Raw genomic sequence first — 21,360 nt, 5'->3', positions numbered from 1 at the left:
CGGCTCAGCGAGCCATGGTGACGAGCATCCGCGCGACGTCGCCCAGGCGACGCAACGCGGCAGCCGAATCCTTGTCCACGAGCCAGCGCAGGGTGGCGCCGTCGATCGCCATCACCACCAGGGAGGCGATCTCGTCGATCTCCCGGTCCCAGGCCACGCCGACCTGGTCGGCCACGTGCGCCAGTACCGCCCCGCAGGTGCGCACGGTGGTGTCGTACTGCTGCTGGGCCACGTCGTTGAGTCGGGGTTCGCGCAGGGCGCGGGTGGTGATCTCGTAGGTCAGCAACTGCCGGCCGGGGGTGGCCTCGTGCAGGGCCCAGAGCCGCCCCAGCGCCTCCTGCAGCGCGTGCTCCAGTTCGGCCGAGCGCTCGGCGGTGCTGCGGACGCCCGGGGTGGCGCGGGGTGTGGCCTCGGCGCTGCGGGCTCCGGCGGGCACCAGTTCCGGGATCGGGGGCGGGCTCAGGTCGAGCGGGAAGTCGGCAGCTTCGGCCGTGTCCTCAGCGATTCGCGCGGCCATCGCCACGGTCAGGTCGTCCTTGGTGGCGAAGCAGTACGAGACCAGGCCGAGCGACACACCCGCCTCTGAGGCGACCCGGCGGGCCGTCACCGCCGCCACGCCCTCGCGCTCACCGATGGCAATTCCGGCGTCGATCAGTTGCCGTCGCCGGTCTGCGATCGGTCGGTATGCCCGCATGGCGCCAGTCAAGACTTGAACGTCCGTACAAGTCAATGACTGTTCTCCCCCTAACTTGCGGTGCCGGCCGGCGCCCGCTCGTCCGGCTGAATACCGAAGAGCGGCGGACGAGATTTTTCACCGCCGGAGAAGAGTGAACATCGACCGGATAAATGTGGCAGGCTCGTACTGCGCGGGTTCTCGGTATTCGGTCAAGGGCACTGAGGAACCTTTCTGACGGTGCAGCAATGCCGCCGCCCACCTTCGACTGAGCAGTCAGAAAGCGAAGACATCACGCCATGGCGACCAGGACAGTGACCGAACTGCTCGACGACATGACCGGGCAGTTGGCCGACGAAACAGTGGCTTTCGGCCTCGACGGCGTCGAGTACGAGATCGACGTGACCAAGAAGAATGCAGCGGCGCTGCGCAAGGCCCTGACTCCTTACACGGAGGTCGGGCGCCGGGTCGGCGGCCGTAAACAGAACACCCCGAAGCAGGTGGCCACCGGTGTGGACAATCGGGCGGTCCGGGCCTGGGCGGCCAGCAACGGAATCGAGCTTTCCGAGCGTGGCCGCATTCCATCGTCCGTGATCGAGCAGTACCAGGCGGCGGGTAACTGACCCGCCGCCTGGTGGTTCGCCCGCACCGTTTCACCCGTGTGGGCGAACCGCCTCGGCCGGGGTGTCGGCCGCCCGGGCGATGAAGACCGCCAGCAAAGCGCAGCTCAGCGGAACGATCATGGCCGTCCGCAGGCCGTAGTGCTCACCGAGGAAGCCGAGCAGCGGTGGGCCCACCAGGAACGCGATGTAGCCGACGGTGGCCACCAGGGAGACCCGGGCCGCGGAGTTCGGCCCGGAGTCCCCGGCCGCCGAAAGCGCTACCGGGAAGCCGAGTGAGGCGCCCAGTCCCCAGAGCACTACCCCCGCCGCGGCCAGTACCTGGCTGTCCGGGAACGACACCAGCGCCAGCCCCAGCGCCGCGAAGATCGCGCTGGCGGTCAGCACCCGGCCTCGGCCGTAGCGGGTGATGAAGCCCCCGCCCACGAACCGGCCCACGGTCATCGAGAGCGCGAACGTGGCGTAGATCGTCGAGCCGAGTGCGTCGTCGAAGCCGTGCCCGTCCACCATCAGCAGCGGCAGCCAGTCGTTCGCCGTGCCCTCGGCCAGCGCCATCGCCAGGACGATGCCCCCGATCAGCAGGAGTCGGGTGTCCTTCCACAGCACGGGAGCCGAACCGACGGACGTTTGGGGCCCCGACGCGTCCCCAGTTTGAACTGCCGCAGTGGGCACCTCGACCTTGCCGGTACCCGCCGGGATCTGCTGGATCGCCCAGATGAACAGGCCCAGTGCCAGCGCCCCGGCGATGAGCAGGTGCCAGGCGACGGGGAAATCGACGGCGGTGGCGGCGATACCGGCCAGGGCGCCGACGAACGTACCTAGGCTGAAACAGCCGTGCAGCACCGGAAGGAACGGCTTGCCGGTGATCTGCTCGACATCCGCGCCCTCGATGTTCATCGCGACCTCGCCACCGCCCACGCCGGCGCCGAAGAGAAACAGGCCTACGGTCACGATCGGCGCCTCACCGAGGGCGGTACCCAGAGCAATGGTCGGCAGGCTGACCACGATCGCGACGGTGCCGACGGCGATCACTGGGCGGGCGCCCACCTTCAGTACCAGGGTGCCGGAGGACAGGATGCCCAGCATCGAGCCGACCGACAGGCCGAACAGCACCAGGCCCATCTCCTGGGTGGACGCGCCGAGTGAGTCGCGGATCGCCGGGGTCCGGGTCACCCAGGAGGCGATCGCCACGCCGGGCAGGAAGAACAGCGCGAACAGCGCCCAGCGGCGCTGATGGATGGTGGTGGGCACGGACTCTCCAGAACTCGCTCACGGGACGTCTGACGTGGCTCCGTAGCGATGCGTACGAGCGTCCACAGTAGTGCGTACGAAGGTACACACTCATTGGCCGGGTGCGTAGAGGGCAGTTCCAGGAATCTGGCTCCGGGAGGGCGAACCCCTCGATCGAAACCCGTTCGAACGGACGGTTCTGGTTGTCGTCCCGGTGCTCGAGCCGGCCTGAATCCGGCAGTCAGGACACTCCCGAAGTGCCGTTCCCGGTGATCACAGGCAGAGTGACGACCGCGGACGGACACGCAGAGGAGGCAGCGTGCGGGACGAGACCCTGAACCCGGGTACTCAACTGCTTGCCAACCGATACGCGTTGGGGGACGTGATCGGCAAGGGCGGGATGGGCCTGGTCTACCGGGCCTGGGACTCGGTACTGGAACGCGATGTGGCGGTGAAGGTCCTGCATCGGCTGGCGCTGGAGGAGGAGGTCAACCGAGCCCGGTTCACCTCCGAGGCGAACACCCTGGCCGAACTGAACCACCCTGGTCTGATCACGCTTTACGACGCTGCGACGGACGGCGACGAGCCCTACATCGCGATGGAGCTGATCGAGGGCGAGACGCTGAGCCGGTACTGCAAGGGCGAGCCGCTCTCGCCGCACGAGGCCAGCCGGGTCGGCGCCAGCCTGGGCGAGACCCTGGGCTACGTGCACTCGCGCCGGATCGTGCACCGCGACCTCAAGCCCAGCAACGTGCTCCTGGCCGAGACCGGCGAGATCAAGCTCGGGGACTTCGGGGTGGCCCGGGCCCTGGACAGTGCAGACCGGCTGACCGGGACCGGGCTGACCATGGGCACGGCCGGGTACCTGTCCCCGGAACAGGTGCGCGGTGAGGAGATTCGCGAATCCAGCGACATCTATTCACTGGGCCTGGTGCTGATCGAGGCCCTGAGCGGACGCCCGGCCTACCGGGGCGAGCCGGTGGCCGTCGCGGTCGCCCGGCTGCACAATCCGCCGCGCATCGATGTGGACATCCCCGCCGGACTGGCCGGGCTGCTCACCGCCATGACCGACAACGATCCCGGTCAGCGTCCGGAGGCCGACGAGGTGGCCGGGCAGTTGCGCGCCTTCCACGAAAGAGGCGACGGCGCAATGGCTACTCAGGTGGTCAACCTGCCGGCGCCGGTGCGCCACGGAATCCCGGAATCACCTGATGTCGGGGTGCCCGCGCAGACCCGTCGGGCCCGGGGCAACCACGTCGCCCCCTCGACGGCCGGGCTGGAGGCACTGGCCGCCGACTTCGGGGTGTCGACCCTGCTCGAGCCTCCCCAGATCGAGGCGACCCAGACGCCCACCCGGCGTCACGCGTCCTCAAGCCGCCCTTCCCGCACCATCCCGCGGACCGATCCGCACGGCCTCCCCCGGCACTCGATCAACACCGACTCGGGCGAGCTGCCGCACCGGCGCGAACTGCGTGAGCGCCGCCGCCGGCCGCGCCGGGCGATCGTTGCGCTGGCCGTGCTCACGGCCGCCGCGATCGCCTCGGCGCTGCTGGTGACGCTGTTCTTCTGAGCACTCGCGGTTGCGCTGGCCTTCTCCTACTGGAACTTGGCGCCCAGGCTCTGGGCCAGGTCGACCATCGACTTCGCGGCCTTCTCCAGCTCGTCCGCGGCCTGCCCGGCGAACGGGTTCAGCGCCGGGAGCCGGGTGGCCAGGGTGAGCTCGGCGGTGACCACGGTGACGTCCATGCCCATCGATATCCCCAGCGACTGGACCAGGCTGGGCACCTCGTGGTCGGTGTTCTCGCCCGGCGTGCCCGGACCGTAGGACGCGCCCCGGCTGGAGACCACGACCGCCGGCTTGCCGGCCAGCGGCTGGGCCGGCTGCTCGTCCACCGTGGAGGTCACCCCGCCGACGTGGACGTAGTCGATCCACGCCTTGAGCGTGGAGGGCATGCCCCAGTTGTACATCGGGGCCCCGATCAGCACGACGTCCGCCTTGGCGAGCTCGTCGAGCAGAACGTTCTGCAGCTGCTCGGCGTCGGCCGGCACCACCTCCTCGGGGGTGCGCAGCCGCGGCGCCCAGTGCAGCGCGTTGGTGGGCAGGTGCGGCAGCGGGTCCAGATGCAGGTCGCGCTGCACCACCAGGTGCTCGGTGCTGATCTCGGTCCAGGTGGTGGCGAACCGGGCGGTGAGGGCGCGGCTGACGGAGTTGCGCAGATCGGCGGAGGAGTCGAGGTGCAGCAGAGTCGGCACGGGGCGGGTCCTTTGTCTCAGCGGGGCGGCTGAGCTGACTTTGCCACGAGCTGATGCGGAACACCCGGGCCGGGCTCGGCGATTTCCGTTGCCGACGGCGGCTTGGGCAGACGAGATCGTCTGGTTCGTGGTGAAACCGGCCCGTTACGCTAGGCTAGCGACATTTCCACTGGTGCATGTGAAGATGGGGCTCAAGCCATCCACGTGAATTTGGTGCGTTCTGTCGAGCAGGCCGGGAGGGCTCGATGAACCTCGTCGGCTATGCAGTGGGTTTGCTGGTCGTCGTAGCGCTGGCGATCCAGGCCATCCAGGCGATCGCTGACGCCCTGGGCGGGTGGTTCGGTGCTGTGGGCCAGGCGTTGCTGCTGGTCGTGCAGGTGGGGATCACCTTCTTCGCGATTCTCACGGTGCTGCTGATCTGGCGCTGGCTGCTGCCGTTCTTCAGGGGCAGCATGAACGGGCTGCGGACCAGCCCGGCCTCGCGGGTCGCCTTCGGCCGGGATGAGCAGCTGGTCCGGCAGGCCGACGAGGGCTCGTTGTCCGGGCTCCTGCCGGTGCGGGTCACCCTGCAGCCGGAGGAGAAGGACGAGGCGGAGCCGGTCGAGGCGGCCGAGAAAGAGACCACGCCCCGGCTGCGCAGCGGCCCGGGCAACTCCTGGCGGCACAAGGGTGACTGGGCCCCGGCGCTGCCCAAGCGGCGAGTGGGTGAGTCCGGGGCGGCCCGGGCTTCCGAGCCGCTGCGCGCCCGAACTGTGCAGACCGGTTCTCCTTCCGAGACTTCGCCGGGGGAGTTGACCGAGGCCCGGCAACTGCCGGCCGGCCCGCTGAGCCCGTCACCCGCTTCTGAGCCCCCGACCAGCACCGAGTCCCCGGAGGCCCTCGCCCAGCCGGCGCCCGAGTCCGCCTCCCGGACCGAGGCCGCCCTCCAGACCGAGGCCGAACGGCAGAGCGAATCCGAACAGCGGGCCCGGCCGGAACCGCAGTACGGGACTCCACCGCGGGCCGAGCATGATCTGCGGGCCCGGCGAGATCTGCGGGACCGGTCCGAGTCACGGGACCGGCCAGAACTGCGGGACCGGTCCGAGTCGCAGGATCGGCCAGAACTGCGGGATCGGTCAGAACTGCGGGCCAAGCCTGAATCTGAGGACGAGTCTGCGCTGCGGGCCGAGCCGGGGCGCTCAGCCCAGCCAGGACCGTCATCCGAGTCAGGGCGGCGGGCCCGCTTCGAGTCTCAGCCACAGACCCCGGGTGAGCCGGACGGCAGTTCGCCGTCGACATCCGGGTCGTCGGCGAAACCCCAGGCCGGAGCCATATCGCAGCGCTGGTCCGCGCTTCGGGCCAGGTTCGGGTCGCGGTCCGAGGCTGCGCCCGCAGCGCCAGACCAGACAGCGCTGGACGAGCGGGAGTCCAAGTCCGGGCCACGATCGGCGCCGGCCACCAGAGGGACCGACGGCTCAACCACCTCAGACACTTCTGACCAGACCACTACAGGTTCGGCCACGGGCCCGGTCGCTCCGGGCTCGAGGGCCTCGGACTCAGCTACTTCAGGTCCGATCTCCTCGGGCCTCGCCACCACGGGTTCGGCTACCTCGGGTCGGGCTGCCCCGAGCTCGGGGGGCTCCGACTCTGCTGCTTCGGGCTCGGCCATCTCGGGTCCGGCCACCTTCGGCGCGACCGCTTCCGGCTCAGTGACCTCAGGCTCGGGTACCTCGGACTCGGCCAAGTCAGGTTCGAGGGCTCCGGCTTCGGCCACTTCGGGTTCGGTTGTCCCGGACTCGGCCAAGTCAGGTTCGAGGGCTCCGGCTTCGGCCACTTCGGGTTCGGCTGTCCCGGACTCGGCCACGTCAGGTTCGACGGCCCCGGGCTCAACCACCTCGGGTTCGACACCTGCGGGCTCGGTTGCTTCGGGTTCGACCGCTTCAGGTTCTCCGGTCTCGGCCCCGGCTACCTCCAATCCCACCGCCTCGGGCTCAGCCGCTTCAGGTTCTCGGGTCGCGGGTTCGGCCACCTCGGGCTCGATCGCTTCAGGTTCTCCGGCGTCGGACCTGGCTTCCTCGAGTCACACTGCCTCGGGCTCGAAGGCCTCGGACTCCGCTACCTCTGATCCGGCCTCCTCGGACTTCGACTCCGCCACCTTCGGTTCGGCTGTGTCCGGCTCGGCAGCCACGAGTGCGGCGAACGATGGCCCGGCCACCACCGGTTCCGTTCCCCAGTTGCGTCCCACCCCGGCGCGTCCGCGGAAGCCGGGGCACCGGGCGTCCTCTGATCCGGTGGTTCCCAAGGGTGCCGACCACGGGGACACCACCTCTGACGACGAACTGGACCAAGAAGACGAGAAGGCGGCGAAGGCTGAGCCTGACTCTCGTCCGGGGCCTGACCCGGCTCCACGTGGCGCGGTGCGTCATCGGGCGGGTCCTGCTTCCCGGCGGGTTCAGGAGCCGTACGACCCCTCGAAGAGTCCGTACAGCGAGTCCGGCGAAGAGTCCACAGATCTTCCTGTTCCCAGGCTTTCGCAGCTTCTTTCGCAGTCGCGTCGCCGGGTGAAGGACCAGGCCCGCAAGGTAGGACGCCTTCTGCCCGGCAGCGACACCGCCGAGGATGGCAACCCCGAGGGCAGCGAGTCCAAGGCCGGGGAAGACAAGGCCCCTGAGAGCCGGACCTCCGAGAGCCGGACCCCAGAGAACGCGGCCGCTGAGAGCAAGGCTTCGGAGACCGAGGCTTTGGAGACCAAGGACGGCGACGGGTCGAGGCCCGCTGAGCCGCGGACTGGTGAGTCGCAGCCCGGTGAGTCGCGGCCCGGTCAGTCGCGGACTGCTGAATCGCGGACCGGTGAGTCGCAGCTCGGTGAGTCGCGGACCGGTGAGTCGCGGACCGGTGAGTCGCGGACTGGTGAGCCGCGGATCGATGAGTCGAAGGCGGCTGAAGCGGCGGCCGTCGCGTCCGGGGTTGCTGCGGTTGCTCCGACCGAAGAAACGAAGCAGCCCACCCCTCACACCGCTGAGGTGGACACCCAAAAGGCCAGGCAGTCGCGGCCGACCCTGCGCGAGGCGATGACCCGATCCCGTGAGCGGGCCGCCGCCGAAGAAGCAACGGCTGCTGCCGAGGCTTCGCGATCGCAGGCTCCGCAGTGGGGAACTCCCGAGCAGCAGAAGTCTGAGGAGGATTCCGGCTGGTCGGAGAAGCCGTTCACCTTCTTCGGGCGCAGCGAGGAGAAGCGCCCGGAAGAAGTGGGCCCGGACGACGAGGGCGCTTCGCTCCAGCATGCTTCCGGCGATCGGGACGACGAGCCGGTTTCGTCGGCGGGGGAGTCCGTCGACGGTCCGGACGAGTCCACCGAGACAGCAGCCGAGATCGCGGCCGCGGCGGACCTGGCCGAGTCCGCGGCTAGGCCCATCCCGATTACGCCCGCAGCACCGAAGCCGGGGGCGGCCACTGCTCAGCCGGTTGCTCCTGAGCCCGAGGTTGCCGAGCCGGCAGCAGCCAAGGACGAGACGGCCGCACCACCCGCTTCGGCCACGGCTGATACGGCAGCCCCCAAGCCCGAGCAGGCCAAGTCCGAGCAGGCCAAGCCTGAGCAGGCCAAGTCCGAGGCAGCTAAGCCCGAGCAGGCCAAGCTTGAGCAAGCCAAGCCCGAGCCGTCGGAACCCGAGTCCAAGCCCGAGTTGTCCAGGCGCGAGCCGGCCCAGCTCGAGCCTCCGGTCACCCCGCGTTCCATCCCCGGCCAGCGCGAGCGGGTCGTCCTGAACGCGGGCCCGGAACTGCCCGAGCTGACCCCGCGCAAGTCCGCTTCCCGCGGCGAGACATCGCACCAGCTGAGCACGTACACGTACCGCAACGAGCTCCCGCACATCGACCTCGAGACCAGGCTGGCCGACGAGTCCGTCTGCCAGGCCGCGCTCGACCTGGTCGCCTCCCCCGAGGATGAAGAAGCTCGCCAGGCCCTGCTCGAAGCCCTGGTCGGTGACGGTGACCGGCGTACCGAGTCGCGCACCATGCTGCAGGTCACGGCGCTACGGGGTTCCGGCGGTTCGGTGGCCCAGTTCCTCGACGGCCTGGTGCTGATGCGCGACCTCAACGATCGCGGCTTCCCCGCGGCGCCGGCTCCGGTGCCCGGGGTGATCAGCACGTCCTCCCGCAACCCCCGTCCGATCCGGACCGACAACGTCTACGCCGTCACGCCCGACCGGGCCGCGCGGGATCTGCTCTCCGGCGTTCCCGGCTTCACCCGGGCGCTGGCCAACTGGGCCATGATCAACGACGACGAGGACCGGCCGGATCTGGAGGCCGCGTTCCAGCGCGCGGTGGGCAACATGCCGATGGAACTGCTCGACGCCATCCGGCACGCGATCAAGCTGGCCCCACCACTGCCCGGCGTTCCCCTGCGGATCGACCGGCTCACCGGGATCGTGACCACCCTGCCCGAAGAACAGGCCACCGAGGTTCCGGGCGAGGGCTTCCCGGCGGAGTGGCGGCGCTCCGAACGCCGCTTCTACCAGTAGTCGGCGAAACCTCAAGATCCGCCGGGTTCTCAGCCTGCGCTCTGGCCTGTCCGAGTGGATTCTCCAGCCTGAAAAGGGCTCGATCCGGCGTTCGAGTGGACCGCTGCGCGCACTTTCCCGCATCTACTTGGATGCCCGTTCCTGCTGACGACACGTCTTCCTGGGTCTACTGCACAGTCCACATAGACAGCCAGGAGGGCACGTTGTTCGGAGCAGGTCGGGTTCGCCGGATCGGTGGGGCCGCGCTGGCCCTGGCCTCCTCGGCACTGGTCTCAGTACTTGTCGCCCAACCGGCCCTGGCCGCCAGTGCCACCCGCACACTTCCCTGGACCACAACGTCCTCCAATTTGATCCGCCCGAACACCACCTACACCAACCTGGAAACCGCTACCCGGGTGCCCGGCACCGCCGACGGCAAGGCCCTGAAGCTGACTCTGCCGGCCAACCCGGAGGCCGGCCCGATGGGCGGCGTGGGCTTCGAGAGCACCAAGGCCTACCGGTTCGGCACCTTCGGCAGCCGGATGAAGACCGCCGACTGCAGCGACCAGCCGGGCACTCCCGGCGTGATCAGCGCGGCTTTCACCTACTCCCGCGACCACGCCGACACCAACGGCAACGGTCTGCCGGACAACAACGAGATCGACTTCGAGTTCCTCTGCTCGCAGCCGGAACTGGTCTGGATGACGATCTGGACCGACTACGACGAGCTCACCGACACCCCGCGCGCGATCACCCGGGTGGTCAACGTGCGCACCGGCCAGGTGCTGAAGAACTGCTACATCAAGTCCTGGGTGAGCGACTGCGAGGCCCTGCTGCCCGGCGAGAACCTCCCGGTCAAGACCACTCCGGTCCCCGGCTTCAACGCCGCCAAGCAGTTCCGCACCTACAAGTTCGACTGGAGCACGAACCGGATCACCTTCTACACCGTCGACGACCGGAACCGGAAGGTCGTGCTCTGGGACTACCGCGGCCCCAAGGACCGGATCCCCCAGAGTCCGTCGCTGTTCATGCAGAACGTCTGGCACAGCGCCAACTGGTCGCCGTTCGGCAGCACGGTCCGGCCGAGCCGTCCGACGGTTGCCAACACCGCCCTCATCGACACCACGTTCCTGCCGCAGTAGCCTGCTTGGACGTCCGATAGTTGGACGTCCAAGCATTCTCGGCGGGGAGGCATGCGGTGGAGCAAGAACAAGATCCAGAACTGGGGACGCGTCTGCGCACCGAACGCGCTCCGGTCCGGTTCGTGACGGCGGCCAGTCTGTTCGACGGGCACGACGCGTCGATCAACATCATGCGGCGGATCCTGCAGGCCCAGGGCTGCGAGGTGATCCATCTCGGGCACGACCGCTCGGTGGACGCGGTGGTCACGGCGGCCGTGCAGGAAGACGTGCACGGGGTGGCGATCAGTTCCTACCAGGGCGGGCACCTGGAGTACTTCAGCTATCTCGTGGACCTGCTGGCCGAGCGTGGTGCTCCGCAAGTACGGGTCTTCGGTGGTGGTGGCGGAGTGATCGTGCCGGAGGAGATCCAGGCGCTGCGGCAGCGGGGCGTCCTGATCTTCTCGCCGGACGATGGGCAGCGGCTGGGCCTGGCCGGAATGATCAGTTCGGTTGTGCAGGAGGCGGACCGGGATCTGGCGGCTTCGATCCCGAGCGTTGAGCAGGTGCGGGCAGGAGCGGATCCGGCGCTGGCCCGGGCGATCTCGGTGATCGAGGCCGGAGCAGCAGAGCCAGGCTGGCTGGAGGAGATCCGACAGACCGCAAGCAACGCAATGGTTCTGGGTATCACCGGCACGGGCGGGTCGGGCAAGTCCTCACTCACCGACGAGCTGGTGCGCCGACTGCGGGCCGATCAGCAGGACAAGCTCCGGGTGGCGGTGATCGCGGTCGATCCGAGCCGGCGGCGCGGTGGGGGAGCGCTGCTGGGTGATCGGATCCGGATGAACTCGCTGCAGCCCGGCCTGACCTTCTTCCGTTCGCTGGCTACGCGTAGTGCCGGTGGGCAAGTACCGCAGTGCCTGCCCGACGCGATCAGCGTGTGCAAGGCCGCGGGATACGACCTGGTGATCGTGGAGACGCCGGGCATCGGGCAGGGCGACACGGGGATCGTGGACCTGGCTGATGTGTCGCTGTACGTGATGACCCCGGAGTTCGGCGCCGCGTCGCAGCTGGAAAAGATCGACATGCTGGATTTTGCCGACGTGGTGGCGATCAACAAGTTCGAGCGGCGCGGGGCACAGGATGCGCTTCGGGACGTGTCGAAACAGGTCATGCGCAACCGTGAGGCGTTCGGGGTGCCCTGGGAGCAGATGCCGGTCTTCGGCACCAGCGCGGCCCGGTTCAACGATTCCGGGGTTACGGCGTTGTACCAGCATGTGCGGGGGCTGCTAGGGATTGCCGGGGGAGTGCTGCCGGAGGTTTCGGTGAAGACGTCCTCGCAGTCGACGGCGGTGATTCCGGCTGAGCGGGTGCGCTACCTGGCCGAGATTGCTGCGATACTGCGCGATTACCGGAGTGAGACAGAGGTGATCGCTGCGGCGGCGCGGAAGGTTCAGCATCTGGGTACGGCTGTTGGTGAACTTACGCCAGAAATGGAAACGGCTCTAGACGCCCTCCAAACCCTGGCCGCCACCGCCGAGCAAAGCGTGCCCACCGACGTCCGCAAGCAGCTCAACGAATGGCCCAACACCGTAAAGGCTTACAGCGGGCAAACCTTCACCACTGAAATCCGCGGCCGCCAGCAAACCACCGAGATCCGCCGAAGCACGCTGTCCGGCAGCGACATCCCCCGCGTAGCCCTCCCCAAAACCACCGACCACGGCGACCTGACCCGCTACCTACGCGAAGAAAACCTCCCCGGAGTATTCCCCTTCACCGCGGGCGTGTTCCGGTTCAAGCGCGATGCCGAGTCCCCAGCCCGCATGTTCGCCGGCGAGGGCGATGCCAAGCGCACCAACCGCCGCTTCCACCTCCTGGCCGAAAGGCAGCCCGCCACCCGCCTGTCCACAGCGTTCGACTCCGTCACCCTCTACGGCCGCGACCCAGACCCCCGGCCGGACATCTACGGCAAGGTCGGAACCTCGGGTGTGAGCATCGCGACGCTGGATGACATGCGCCAGCTGTACGCCGGTTTCGACCTGTGCTCGCCGACCACATCGGTTTCCATGACGATCAACGGCCCGGCCCCGGCGATCCTGGCGATGTTCCTCAACACCGCGATCGAACAGCGGCTCGAAGCGCATCCCGACGCTGACCCGGAACAAACCCGGGCCCGGGTGCTGCAGACGGTGCGGGGCACGGTGCAGGCCGACATCCTGAAAGAGGACCAGGGCCAGAACACCTGCATCTTCAGCACCGAGTTCTCCTTGCGGGCGATGGCCGATGTGCAGGAATGGTTCATCGGTAACGGGGTTCGCAATTTCTACTCGGTCTCGATCAGCGGCTATCACATAGCCGAGGCCGGAGCCAACCCGATCAGCCAGCTCGCCTTCACCCTGGCCAACGGATTCACCTACGTGGAAAGCTATCTCGCCCGCGGGATGAAGATCGACGACTTCGCGCCCAACCTGTCGTTCTTCTTCAGCAACGGCATGGACGCGGAATACACCGTGCTCGGCCGGGTGGCCCGCCGGATCTGGGCCGTGGCCCTGCGCAACAAGTACGGGGCCGGCGAACGCAGCCAGAAGCTGAAATATCACGTACAGACTTCGGGTCGTTCGCTGCACGCCCAGGAGATGAACTTCAACGACATCCGTACCACCCTGCAGGCTCTGTGCGCGCTCTACGACAATGCGAATTCGCTGCACACCAATGCTTATGACGAAGCCGTGACCACGCCCACCGAACAGTCGGTGCGCCGGGCCCTGGCGATTCAGCTGATCATCGACGCGGAGTGGGGCCTGTCGATGAACGAGAATCCGCTGCAGGGCTCCTACCTCGTCTCCGAGCTGACCGATCTGGTGGAAGAAGCCGTGCTGGCCGAGTTCGACCGGATCAGCGAACGCGGCGGGGTGCTGGGGGCGATGGAAACCGGCTATCAGCGCGGGAAGATCCAGGACGAGTCGATGCTGTACGAGCAGCGCAAGCACGACGGGTCGCTGCCACTGATCGGGGTGAACACCTTCCTGCCACCCCAGAACGAACGGACGCCGGTGGCCGCCACGGGTTTGATCCGCGCCACCGAGGAGGAGAAACGCTCGCAGTTGGATCGGCTCAACGCTTTCCACAAAGCGCACCGGAACGAGGCCCCGGCCGCGCTGGAGGAACTCAAGCGGGCAGCGGCCGACGGGGGCAACGTGTTCGAGGCGCTGATGCAGGCCGTACGCTGCTGCTCCCTGGGCCAGATCACTGAGGCATTCTTCGAGGTCGGCGGGCAGTACCGTCGTAACGTCTGAAAAGCAGTACCGTCGCAACGTTTAAGGGGTTCACCGGATGGCCAAGCTTGCGTTCGATCCGATCGACGAGGCCCGGCGTCAATGGGAAGAGCACGGCTGGGAAGAAGCAGCGCCCGGCATGGCCGCCGTCACCTCGATCGTGCGGGCGCAGCAGATTCTGATGGCCCGGGTGGAAGAGGCGCTACGGCCGCACGACCTGACCTTCTCCCGCTACGAACTGCTGCAGTTGCTGGCCTTCAGCAAGGCCGGCGCGCTGCCGCTCTCCCGCATCGGCGCCCGGCTGCAGGTGCATCCGGCCAGCATCACCAATGCCGTGGACCGCTGTGAGAAGCGCGGTCTGGTTCAGCGGGTGCCGCATCCCACCGATCGGCGTACCACCTTGGCCGAGATCACTTCGCAAGGGCGGGAGGTCGTGGCCAAGGCGACGGAAAACCTCAACCGGGAAGTGTTCACGGCCATGGGAATCGGCAACGAGGACATCAGCGCGCTCAACGGAGTACTCAAGCGATTCCGGGAAGCTCATGGCGACTACTGAGGTTCGCCGGGTGGTCTCGATCGTCCCCTCGTTGACCGAGAGCATCGCCGCTACCGCCCCCGAAATGCTCGTCGGGGCAACCGATTGGTGCACTCATCCGGCCGATCTCGACGTCACCCGGATTCGCGGCACCAAGAATCCTGATCTCGAGAAAATCATTGCGCTGAGACCGGACCTCGTGGTGGCCAACGAGGAAGAGAACCGGGTTCCCGACCTTGATGCGCTCAGGGCGGCCGGCCTCAAGGTGTGGGTCACCCGGATCCGAACTGTGCCCGAGGCGTTCCAGGGCCTCAGAGAAATGCTTACGGACGCTTGTGGTCTCGGGTCGCCGCAATGGCTGGCCGACGCGGAAAAGGCCTGGGCCGCACTACCGAACCAGCGAGCAAGGCGACGGGCGATCGTCCCGGTCTGGAGACGTCCGTGGATGGTGGTCGGCCGCGACACGTTCACCGGTGACGTGCTGGCCCGGCTCGGCATCGACAACGTCTTTGCCACGCACCCGGAGCGCTATCCGAGAGTTCCGCTGGAAGAGCTGATCGCGGCCGGGCCGGACCTGGTGGTACTGCCCGACGAGCCCTACGCGTTCAGCTCCACCGACGGCCCCGAGGCTTTCGCCCCGGTGCCGTCGGCGCTGGTCAGCGGACGTCATCTGACCTGGTACGGGCCCTCGCTGGTCCAGGCCCCGACCATCCTCGGCGAGCCGCTCAGTTGATCACCGAGCCGTTGACCACAGCGATGTACGACTCCGGGCGGAAGGTCAGGATCACCCGGACGTCCGCATCCGGGATCGGGTAGACGTTGCCGTATCGCACCTGCAGCGACTTGTAGAACGAGGCCTGCTCGTCGTCGTCCTCGATCTTCTCCAGCCGGGCCCGCACCTCCAGGAACCGGTACGGGTTCTCCGGGTCCAGGATCGAGAACGCCACCCGGGGCTCGTTCTGCAGGTTGGCGAACTTCTGCCGGTTCTTGGTGTGGGTCAGCCGCAGCACATCGCCGTCCCACTCGAACCACATCACGCTGCTCTGCGGCGACCCGTCCGGGCGGATCGTGGCCAGATGAGCGAAATTGGCTCTTTCCAGCAGGTCCTGGTGGCTTTCCGGAAGGGCGCGCGTGGCCATCGGTCTACTCCTGACTCGGGAACGGACGGACCGCTCTCACGTTACCCGGCAACGGGCTTCGCGTCATCGGGGGTGTCTTCGGCCGGTACCCGCAGCGGCCGCAGCACCACCCAGGCCACCATGATCGCGGCGAACACCAGCAGCCCGATGCCCACCCGCAGGTTCAGGTTGATCCCGTCGGCCCGGGCGATCTCGCTGTCGTCGGTGAACCACAGGCCCATCACCACCAGGACCACTCCGTACAGCCCGATCAGGCCGCCGATGATGCTGCGGATGTCGAACGCGCCCGCGGTGGTGGTCTTCTGCACTTGCGCCATGGCGGGACCTCCTTAGAAGAAGATGATGTTCAGGGCCACGGTGAGCACCGCGGCGACACCGACGAGCATCGGGGTGGAGCGGTACCAGACGGCCTCGTCGCCGGTCCGGTTCTCGCTGAGGTCGGCCTTCGGGGTGAGCGAGTAGACCAGGCCGCGCAGCTCGGTTTCCGGCTTCGGTGCGGTCACCATGGTCACCAGCACGCTCACCACGATGTCGGCCACGAACGCCACCCCCGCGGCCAGGAAGCTCGCGCCCTGGCCCTGCAGGCTGATCACCTCGGTCTCGGACAGGATGAACACGAAGACTGCGGAACTGGTTCCGACCACCAGGCCGACCCAGCCGGCGGTGGGCGTCATCCGCTTCCAGAACATCCCGAGGATGAAGGTGGCGAACAGCGGGGCGTTGAAGAACGAGAACAGCTGCTGCAGGTAGTCCATCAGGTTCGAGTAGCCCGAGGCGATCAGGGCGGTGAAGATCGCGGCCACCGTGGCGATGATGGTGACCCAGCGCCCGACCTTGAGGTAGTAGCCGTCGGGCCGGTCCTTGACCACGTAGGTCTGCCAGATGTCGTAGCTGAAGACTGTGTTGAAAGCGCTGATGTTGGCGGCCATCCCGGCCATGAACGCGGCCAGCAGACCGGTGATCGCCAGGCCGAGCAGGCCGTTGGGCAGCAGGTCGCGCATCAGCAGCAGCAAGGCGTCGTTGTAGGTGACGTTGCCGCTGCCGTCGCCCTTGTACTGGATCATCTCCTGCACCGAGACCGCGGCGATCATGCCGGGGATCACCACGATGAACGGGATGAACAGCTTGGGGAAGGCGCCGATCACCGGGGTACGGCGGGCGGCCGACATGCTCTTGGAGGCCATCGCCCGCTGGACCTCGACGAAGTTGGTGGTCCAGTAGCCGAAGGAGAGCACGAAGCCCAGGCCGAAGATGATGCCGACGACCGACAGGAAGTTGTTCGAGAACCCGGACAGCTCGTTGCCGGGCCAGGCCGAGAGCTGCTCGGCGCCACCCGGGCTGGCGGCCACCTTCTCCTTCAGGCCCTCCCAGCCGCCGACCTTGTGCAGGCCGGCCAGGGTGAGCGGCAGCAGCGCGGCGACGATCACGAAGAACTGCAGCACCTCGTTGTAGATCGCCGCCGAGAGCCCGCCCAGGGTGGTGTAGACCAGCACGATCGCCGCCGCCACGATCAGCGAGAGCCACAACGGCCAGCCCAGCAGCACATTGACGATCGTCCCCAGCAGGTACAGGTTCACGCCGGCGATCAGCACCTGGGCCAGGGCGAAGCTGACCGCGTTGACCAGGTGCGCGGCCGGGCCGAAGCGGCGCAGCATGAACTCCGGCACCGAGCGGACTTTCGAGCCGTAGTAGAACGGCATCATGACCACGGCCAGGAACAGCATGGCCGGCACGGCGCCGATCCAGAAGTAGTGCATGGTCGGCATGCCGTACTGCGCGCCGTTGGCCGACATCCCCATGATCTCGATGGCGCCGAGGTTGGCCGAGACGAAGGCCAGACCGGTCACCCAGGCCGGTAGCGAGCGGCCGGAGAGGAAGAAGTCGATGCTGCTCGAGACCTGCCGGCGGGCCAGGACGCCGATCCCCAGGACGACCGCGAAGTAGGACGCCAGGATGGCGTAGTCGATGAACGAAGCATCGAGGCGGAGGACGTCCGAGTCCACTGCAACCCCCTTGAACACGCCCCGGGCTCAGGTTTAGAACCGCGTTCGGGCAAGCCAGGTATATGCCCGGAGCAACCAATGCGCATCTTGTGCGGGCCAGAGGTGAGAACCTGGGAACTAGGTGGTAAATGTCCCGATGATCACAGTCGCGCCGAGGTTTTCGTCCTCGCGCACCTCTGGTCGCAGGCCGTGCCCGGCCACGATCGAGGCGGCGAGCGGTACCTGCCGCTCGCTCACCTCCGACATCAGCCGACCGCCGGGCGCCAGCCAAGGGCTCGCCTCGGCGACCAGCCGGCTGAACAAGGCCAGCCCGTCCGGGCCGCCGTCGACGGCGGTGCCGGGTTCGGTGAGCCGGGATTCGGCCGGGAGGAACGGGATGTCCGCGGTGGGGACGTAAGGGACGTTGGCGACCACCACGTCTACAGTTTGGTGCAGTTGCTCCGGCAGCGGCGCGAAGAGATCACCCACGTACAGGTGCACCGGGCCGTCCAGATTGCTGCGGGCCAGCTCGACCGCGGCCGGGTCGATGTCCGCGGCGTGCAGGTCAATCGTGCGTCGGGATTCGTGCTGGATGGCCGCGCTGATCGCTCCGGCTCCGCAGCACAGTTCCACCACCACCGTCGGCTCGGCCGCAATGGCCTGCTCGGCCAGGAATTCGGTGCGGCGGCGGGGGATGAACACGCCGCGGGCCACCTGAATCCTCAGATCGCGGAACTCGGCCCATCCGACCACCAGTTCCAGCGGCTCGCCCTCGGCCCGGCGGCGTACCTTCTCAACGAGATCATGCTGATCAAAGGAATTTTCAAGCAGAAGGCGGGCCTCGTCCTCGGCCCAGACGCAACCCGCGCGGCGAAGCCGGTCCACGATCTCGGGGTAGATCATGCCTGCGGATCGCGCAGGCCCACGCAGTCGTGGTCCCAGAACTCGCGGGCGTACACCAGGGTGCCGGTCATCCAGTCCTCGTAGGCGGGCAGTTTGACTACCAGGAACGCTTCGTCGGGGGTACGCAGCGATGGCTTACGGAAGCCGAGCGGACCGCCGGGGACGAAGCCGAGCCGGGAGTAGAAGGCCGGATCGCCCTCGAGGAAGAGCAGCGGTACGTCGGTCTTGGACATCTCCTCGATCGCGGCCCGCACCAGCGCCGAGCCGAGGCCCTGGCCGTGATGTTCCGGGTCTACGGCGAGCGGGCTGAGGACGGCTACGTTGACGAGCTTGCGGGGAGCGTCGAGCAGGCTGCGGGTGCACAGGGTGGAGCCGACGACCTGCCCGTCCTTTTCGGCAACCAGCGCCAGGTCGCAGGCCGAGGGTGGCAGGGCCCGTAACGACTTCAGCAGGGCGCCGATGACCGGGCCGTCCTGGGCAAAAGCGCGCGTATGGACGTTGTCCGCGGTAGGGCGGTCGGCCTCGGTCTCGCGTCTGATCAGCACTCTGTGCAGGCTAGTTCAGCGGGTGCCGCAGCGGCAGCAGATTAAACGAGGAGCAGGGCCGCCCACCCGGCCAGGAGCACCAGGGGCACGCCGCCGAGCCCGACCAGGCCGAATCGCAGAGCGCTGATCTGCACTCCGCGGGCCCGGCAGCGCTCCCGCCACAGCAGCGTGGCCAGCGAACCCCAGATCAGGATCAGCGGGCCGGCGTTGGTCCCGATCAGCACGGCCAGCAGGTTCTCCGGCGCTACCGACGACTCCAGCGCCAGGTAGGCGGGCAGGTTGTTGACCAGATTGCTGGTTGCCCCGGCGGTGAAGACCGTGGCCAGGGCCGAGTCACCGGTCAGGGCGGTCAGCAGCTCGCGTCCGCCGTGCTCGGTCAGCGCGGTGACCACCAGGAACAGGCCCTCGGTCAGCAGCACGATCCGCCAGGGGAGCAGGCTCGGCGACAGGTGGTGCGGGGCGCGGAAGGCGAACACGGTGACGGCGGCCAGCGCACACGGCAGGGCGACGATCCACGGTTCCACGCCGATCACCACGCCGGGGGCCAGCGCCAGGCAGGCCAGGGCACAGATTCGGTAGGTCCAGCGGTCCGGCGGGGGTACGGGCTCGGGCGGTGCGAAGCTACCGCGCAAGTCACGGTGATGGATCAGCCCTAGGTAGGCCACGGTCACCAGCACGCAGGCCAGCTGGGGCAGCGCCATCCGGATCAGGAACTCGGTGGGGTGGATGCCGAGGTGGCCGATCGCCAGCAGGTTGGTCAGGTTGGAGACCGGCAGCAGCAGGCTGGAGGTGTTGGCCAGCCAGACCACCAGCAGGGCGAACGGCAGGGGCCGCAGGCCGAGCTTGTCGGTGACGGTCAGCACCACCGGGGTGAGCAGCACCGCGGTGGTGTCCAGGCTCATCCCGATCGTGGTCAGCGTGCCCAGCCCAGCAATCAGCAGGAACAGGCGTAGCGTGCGGCCACGGGCCAGCCGGGCACAGACCCGGGCCGCCATGTCGAAAACGCCTGCCTTCTCGGCCAGATCGGCCAGGACGGTGATCGCGACCAGGAAGGCGAGCACCGGCAAGGCCCGATCCACCGCCACGTCGTACGCGTCCTCGGCCGGCAGCCAGCCGGTCAGGACGACGAGGGCGCCGCCCACGGCAAGCACCAGCCACATGCCGGAAAGTTAAACGGCCGGATGAACTTCCGCACTCCAGAGCACCAGCCGGTCGCGGCCGTCGTGCTTGGCCCGGTACAACGCCTCGTCCGCGCGGTGCAGGATCTCCTCGGCGTTCTGCGTGCCCTCCCAGTGCGCGACCCCGATCGAGCAGGTCTGGCCGAACGGCACCACGGCCCGCAACTCGTCCAGGGTCCGGACTCCGGATTCCACGTCCGGGCAGGACAGGGCCACCGCGAACTCCTCACCGCCCCAGCGGGCGATCCGGCCGTTCGGCCCGATCGCCAGACTCCACGCCCGGGCGACCTCCCGCAGCAGGTCGTCGCCGCCCTGATGGCCCTGCACGTCGTTGTACTTCTTGAAGTGGTCCAGGTCGAGCAGCGCCACCAGCAGGGTGCCCGCGCCGGTCGCGGCCATGCTCCGGGCCAGCTCGAAGTCCCAGGAGCGCCGATTGGCCACCCCGGTCAGCGGATCGGTGCGTGCGGTCCGGGCCAATGCGGCGTGCTGGTCATGCAGCACCCGCACCAGGTCCCAGATCCGGGCCACCACCAGGGCCAGCAGGATCAGCGAGCCGATGCCGAGGTAGATGTCGTCGCTGTAGTCCCCGCGCAGCGCGGAGATCACCAGCACCAGCGAGGGGGTGGTGGCCGAGACTGCCAGAACGCTCAGCCGGGTGACGGTGAGCCCGGAGGTGGTGGTCGGGCCGGTGCGCTCGTCGGCTGTCGGGCCGGCGGCCACCGAGGCTGCGATGCCCAGACAGACATAGAAGAACGCCCAGGTGAGGTAGGGCAGACGCAGAAAACCGCTCCCGCCGGTAGCGAGGTCGATGTTGATCGTGATGTCGGTGATCAGGACACAGGTCATCGCGGCGATCAGCCAGCGCAGCACTGGTCCGAGCCGGCTCGAACCGAACAGCATCCGCGTGCTCAGGAACAGCAGGAGCACGTCCAGCAGCGGGTAGAGCCCGCGCACCATCTGCTCCAGGTTCCAATCGGTGCCGGACATCTGCGGCACGATCAGGAAGACCGCCATCAGCACCGCCGCGCTCACAGTGACGATCGCGGCGTCCAGCATCGCGCCGTAGCGGGTGCCCGGCTGGGGGTCCAGGCGCCAGACCCCGACCGCGATCGGTAGGTAGCCGACCAGCAGCAGAGCATCGGCGAAGTTGGGAAAGACGCCGGGGTTCCAGCGCAGGTAGTAGAAGGCCAGGAACTCACCCAGAACGAAGCACAGCACTCCGTAGAAGATGAGTCGGTAGGGCGGACGCCGGGCCGGCTGGATCCGGGTCAGTGCGATGCCCAGAAACAGCGCTGACACGGCCGCCGACACCGCGTGGACCAGGCTCTGGGTCAGGCTGCCGGGCGCGGGTAGGGCGCAGCTGAGCGCGACCAGGACAGCTAAGAATCCCAGTCCCCGGATCACGCTCCGCCCCGTCACCGTCTGGAGATC

At 68.1% G+C, this 21,360-nt stretch carries 17 protein-coding genes; 7 read left to right on the top strand and 10 right to left on the bottom strand.

What is annotated here, in order from left to right; all coding sequences use genetic code 11:
• Nucleotides 1-4: 4 nt before the first annotated feature.
• Nucleotides 5-694, bottom strand: a complete 690-nt coding sequence (locus tag LR394_RS00820; protein WP_231438350.1) for a TetR/AcrR family transcriptional regulator — start codon at nt 692-694, stop codon at nt 5-7.
• A 278-nt stretch (nt 695-972) separates the two neighbouring features.
• Here LR394_RS00820 and LR394_RS00815 point away from each other — a divergent pair, with 278 nt between their 5' ends.
• Nucleotides 973-1,296, top strand: coding sequence for a histone-like nucleoid-structuring protein Lsr2 (locus LR394_RS00815; protein ID WP_231438349.1), 324 nt, complete (start codon nt 973-975; stop codon nt 1,294-1,296).
• A 30-nt stretch (nt 1,297-1,326) separates the two neighbouring features.
• Here the strand turns inward: LR394_RS00815 and LR394_RS00810 are convergent, their stop codons facing one another.
• Entirely contained in the window at nt 1,327-2,544 is a 1,218-nt protein-coding gene (locus tag LR394_RS00810) for an MFS transporter (RefSeq protein WP_231438348.1), read from the bottom strand.
• 298 nt (nt 2,545-2,842) lie between these two features.
• Between LR394_RS00810 and LR394_RS00805 the strand changes: the two genes are divergently transcribed.
• Nucleotides 2,843-4,093, top strand: a complete 1,251-nt coding sequence (locus LR394_RS00805) for a serine/threonine-protein kinase (protein ID WP_231438347.1) — start codon at nt 2,843-2,845, stop codon at nt 4,091-4,093.
• 26 nt (nt 4,094-4,119) lie between these two features.
• On the opposite strand, the gene LR394_RS00800 is transcribed toward LR394_RS00805, so the two are convergent.
• Nucleotides 4,120-4,776, bottom strand: a complete 657-nt coding sequence (locus LR394_RS00800) for an FMN-dependent NADH-azoreductase (RefSeq protein WP_231438346.1) — start codon at nt 4,774-4,776, stop codon at nt 4,120-4,122.
• Nucleotides 4,777-5,021: 245 nt separating this feature from the next.
• On the opposite strand from LR394_RS00800, the gene LR394_RS00795 reads away from it, so the two are divergent.
• From LR394_RS00795 to LR394_RS00775, 5 genes are all read left to right on the top strand, one after another.
• A complete protein-coding gene (locus LR394_RS00795) occupies nt 5,022-9,275 on the top strand; it encodes a hypothetical protein (RefSeq protein ID WP_231438345.1) in 4,254 nt (1,417 codons plus the stop codon).
• Nucleotides 9,276-9,478: 203 nt separating this feature from the next.
• Nucleotides 9,479-10,396, top strand: coding sequence for a glycoside hydrolase family 16 protein (locus tag LR394_RS00790; RefSeq protein ID WP_231438344.1), 918 nt, complete (start codon nt 9,479-9,481; stop codon nt 10,394-10,396).
• Nucleotides 10,397-10,452: 56 nt separating this feature from the next.
• Complete coding sequence (icmF, locus tag LR394_RS00785; protein ID WP_231438343.1) at nt 10,453-13,668, top strand: fused isobutyryl-CoA mutase/GTPase IcmF; 3,216 nt, start codon at nt 10,453-10,455, stop codon at nt 13,666-13,668.
• A 37-nt stretch (nt 13,669-13,705) separates the two neighbouring features.
• Nucleotides 13,706-14,203, top strand: coding sequence for a MarR family winged helix-turn-helix transcriptional regulator (locus LR394_RS00780; protein WP_231438342.1), 498 nt, complete (start codon nt 13,706-13,708; stop codon nt 14,201-14,203).
• On the top strand, nt 14,190-14,915 hold the full coding sequence (locus tag LR394_RS00775; RefSeq protein ID WP_231438341.1) for a helical backbone metal receptor: 726 nt from the start codon (nt 14,190-14,192) through the stop codon (nt 14,913-14,915). Before LR394_RS00780 ends, LR394_RS00775 begins: the two co-directional genes overlap by 14 nt.
• On the opposite strand, the gene LR394_RS00770 is transcribed toward LR394_RS00775, so the two are convergent.
• The 7 genes from LR394_RS00770 to LR394_RS42585 form a co-directional block, all read right to left on the bottom strand.
• Nucleotides 14,908-15,321: a PPOX class F420-dependent oxidoreductase gene (locus LR394_RS00770; protein WP_231438340.1), complete on the bottom strand. Its 414-nt coding sequence runs from the start codon at nt 15,319-15,321 to the stop codon at nt 14,908-14,910. The two genes, LR394_RS00775 and LR394_RS00770, sit on opposite strands and share 8 nt — an antisense overlap.
• Before the next feature lie 41 nt (nt 15,322-15,362).
• The gene (locus LR394_RS00765; RefSeq protein WP_231438339.1) at nt 15,363-15,638 is read right to left on the bottom strand and encodes a hypothetical protein; all 276 of its coding nucleotides are present in this window, start codon (nt 15,636-15,638) and stop codon (nt 15,363-15,365) included.
• A 12-nt stretch (nt 15,639-15,650) separates the two neighbouring features.
• Nucleotides 15,651-17,324, bottom strand: a complete 1,674-nt coding sequence (locus LR394_RS00760) for a sodium:solute symporter family protein (RefSeq protein WP_231438338.1) — start codon at nt 17,322-17,324, stop codon at nt 15,651-15,653.
• Nucleotides 17,325-17,441: 117 nt separating this feature from the next.
• A complete protein-coding gene (locus LR394_RS00755; protein WP_231438337.1) occupies nt 17,442-18,206 on the bottom strand; it encodes a putative protein N(5)-glutamine methyltransferase in 765 nt (254 codons plus the stop codon).
• On the bottom strand, nt 18,203-18,751 hold the full coding sequence (locus LR394_RS00750; protein ID WP_231438336.1) for a GNAT family N-acetyltransferase: 549 nt from the start codon (nt 18,749-18,751) through the stop codon (nt 18,203-18,205). The genes LR394_RS00755 and LR394_RS00750 overlap by 4 nt, the downstream gene beginning before the upstream one ends.
• A gap of 41 nt (nt 18,752-18,792) precedes the next feature.
• The gene (locus LR394_RS00745) at nt 18,793-19,911 is read right to left on the bottom strand and encodes an SLC13 family permease (RefSeq protein WP_231438335.1); all 1,119 of its coding nucleotides are present in this window, start codon (nt 19,909-19,911) and stop codon (nt 18,793-18,795) included.
• Between the two features lie 9 nt (nt 19,912-19,920).
• The gene (locus tag LR394_RS42585; protein WP_231438334.1) at nt 19,921-21,333 is read right to left on the bottom strand and encodes a GGDEF domain-containing protein; all 1,413 of its coding nucleotides are present in this window, start codon (nt 21,331-21,333) and stop codon (nt 19,921-19,923) included.
• Nucleotides 21,334-21,360 lie beyond the last annotated feature (27 nt).

Origin of the sequence: Kineosporia babensis (genome assembly GCF_021129305.1) — a bacterium.
Taxonomy (GTDB): Bacteria; Actinomycetota; Actinomycetes; order Actinomycetales; family Kineosporiaceae; genus Kineosporia; species Kineosporia babensis.
The sequence above is the reverse complement of the archived record's forward strand: the minus strand, read 5'-3'. Positions and strand labels throughout refer to the sequence as shown.

Coding starts and splice junctions, on each gene's coding strand:
- LR394_RS00745 (WP_231438335.1), bottom strand. CDS start 19,911: ATGTGGCTGGTGCTTGCCGTGGGCGGCGCCCTCGTCGTCCTGACCGGC.
- LR394_RS00780 (WP_231438342.1), top strand. CDS start 13,706: ATGGCCAAGCTTGCGTTCGATCCGATCGACGAGGCCCGGCGTCAATGG.
- LR394_RS00775 (WP_231438341.1), top strand. CDS start 14,190: ATGGCGACTACTGAGGTTCGCCGGGTGGTCTCGATCGTCCCCTCGTTG.
- LR394_RS00795 (WP_231438345.1), top strand. CDS start 5,022: ATGAACCTCGTCGGCTATGCAGTGGGTTTGCTGGTCGTCGTAGCGCTG.
- LR394_RS00770 (WP_231438340.1), bottom strand. CDS start 15,321: ATGGCCACGCGCGCCCTTCCGGAAAGCCACCAGGACCTGCTGGAAAGA.
- LR394_RS00755 (WP_231438337.1), bottom strand. CDS start 18,206: ATGATCTACCCCGAGATCGTGGACCGGCTTCGCCGCGCGGGTTGCGTC.
- LR394_RS00765 (WP_231438339.1), bottom strand. CDS start 15,638: ATGGCGCAAGTGCAGAAGACCACCACCGCGGGCGCGTTCGACATCCGC.
- LR394_RS00815 (WP_231438349.1), top strand. CDS start 973: ATGGCGACCAGGACAGTGACCGAACTGCTCGACGACATGACCGGGCAG.
- LR394_RS00820 (WP_231438350.1), bottom strand. CDS start 694: ATGCGGGCATACCGACCGATCGCAGACCGGCGACGGCAACTGATCGAC.